1 pseudogene is annotated in these 2,265 nt (G+C 58.5%); it reads left to right on the plus strand.

From position 1 onward, the window contains the following. A pseudogene (locus ACIQVE_RS24220) lies at window positions 1-2,233 on the plus strand (ribonucleoside-diphosphate reductase subunit alpha); the annotation flags it as partial. Between the last annotated feature and the right edge of the window lie 32 nt (window positions 2,234-2,265).

Below are 2,265 nucleotides of genomic sequence, written 5' to 3' on the forward strand. Positions count from 1 at the left end.
AAAGATACTCCCACAACAAAGATCAACACCATCAAAAACAAACATAAACAACAACACCCTATACCGAAAGACCGAACAAGTCACCGCGACCTTCAAGCGTCGCATGCCTTCGGGCGGCACCATCCACATCGAAGAAATCCAGGACCAGGTCGAACTGGCCCTGATGCGTGCCGGCGAGCAGAAAGTCGCTCGCGACTACGTGATCTACCGCGACGGTCGTTCGAAAGAACGCGCTGCCCACGCCCCGGCGGAAGAAGCCGTCAATGCGCACCCGTCGATCCGCATCACCCGCGCCGACGGCACCTTCGCGCCACTCGACATGGGTCGCCTGAACACCATCGTCACCGAAGCCTGCGAAGGCCTGGCTGAAGTCGACGGCGACCTGATCCAGCGCGAAACCCTGAAAAACCTGTACGACGGCGTGGCCCTGACCGACGTCAACACCGCTCTGGTGATGACCGCCCGTACGCTGGTTGAGCGCGAGCCGAACTACTCGTTCGTGACCGCCCGCCTGCTGATGGACACCCTGCGTGCCGAAGGCCTGAACTTCCTGGAAGTGGCCGAGAGCGCCACTCACCACGAAATGGCCGACCTGTACGCCAAGGCCCTGCCGTCTTACATCGCCAAAGGTATCGAGTTCGAACTGCTGAACCCTGTGCTGGCCACCTTCGACCTGGAAAAACTGGGCAAGGCGATCAACCACGAGCGCGATCAGCAATTCACCTACCTGGGCCTGCAGACCCTGTACGACCGTTACTTCATCCACAAGGATGGCGTGCGTTTCGAACTGCCGCAGATCTTCTTCATGCGTGTGGCCATGGGCTTGGCGATCGAAGAAAAGAACAAAGAAGACCGTGCGATCGAGTTCTACAACCTGCTGTCGTCCTTCGACTACATGGCTTCGACTCCGACCCTGTTCAACGCCGGTACTCTGCGTCCACAGCTGTCGAGCTGCTACCTGACCACCGTGCCGGATGACCTGTCGGGCATTTACCACGCGATCCACGACAACGCCATGCTGTCGAAATTTGCTGGCGGCCTGGGCAACGACTGGACGCCGGTCCGTGCGCTGGGTTCGTACATCAAGGGCACCAACGGCAAGTCGCAAGGCGTGGTTCCGTTCCTCAAAGTAGTGAACGACACCGCTGTAGCCGTTAACCAGGGTGGCAAGCGCAAAGGCGCTGTGTGTGCTTACCTGGAAACCTGGCACATGGACATCGAGGAGTTCATCGAACTCCGCAAGAACACCGGTGATGATCGTCGTCGTACCCACGACATGAACACTGCCAACTGGATCCCTGACCTGTTCATGAAGCGCGTCTTCGATGACGGCCCGTGGACCCTGTTCTCGCCATCCGAAGTACCGGATCTGCACGACCTGACCGGCAAGGCTTTCGAAGAGCGTTACGAGTACTACGAAGCGCTGTCCCAGTACCCGGGCAAGATCAAGCTGTTCAAGACCATCCAGGCCAAAGACCTGTGGCGCAAAATGCTGTCCATGCTCTTCGAAACCGGCCACCCATGGCTGACTTTCAAAGACCCGTGCAACCTGCGTAGCCCGCAGCAGCACGTCGGCGTGGTTCACAGCTCGAACCTGTGCACCGAGATCACCTTGAACACCAACAAGGACGAGATCGCTGTTTGCAACCTGGGCTCGATCAACCTGCCGAACCACATCGTCGACGGCAAGCTGGACACCGTTAAACTGCAACGCACCGTGAACACCGCCGTGCGCATGCTCGATAATGTGATCGACATCAACTACTACTCGGTACCGCAGGCGAAGAACTCCAACTTCCGCCACCGTCCGGTGGGCCTGGGCATCATGGGCTTCCAGGACGCTTTGTACCTGCAGCACATCGCCTACGGCTCCGACGCTGCCGTCGAATTCGCCGACAAGTCGATGGAAGCGGTCAGCTACTACGCCATCCAGGCCTCTTGCGACCTGGCTGACGAGCGCGGCGCTTACGAGACGTTCCAGGGTTCGCTGTGGTCCAAAGGCATTCTGCCGCTGGATTCGCAACAGATCCTGATCGAACAACGCGGCCAGAAGTACATCGACGTTGACCTGAACGAATCCCTGGACTGGGCACCGGTTCGCGCCCGTGTACAGAAAGGCATTCGTAACTCCAACATCATGGCCATCGCACCGACCGCGACCATCGCCAACATTACCGGCGTATCGCAGTCGATCGAACCGACCTACCAGAACCTGTATGTGAAATCGAACCTGTAGGGCGAAATCACCCTCATCAACCCGTACCA

Origin of the sequence: Pseudomonas sp. NPDC098747 (assembly GCF_044760045.1) — a bacterium.
Lineage (GTDB): Bacteria > Pseudomonadota > Gammaproteobacteria > Pseudomonadales > Pseudomonadaceae > Aquipseudomonas.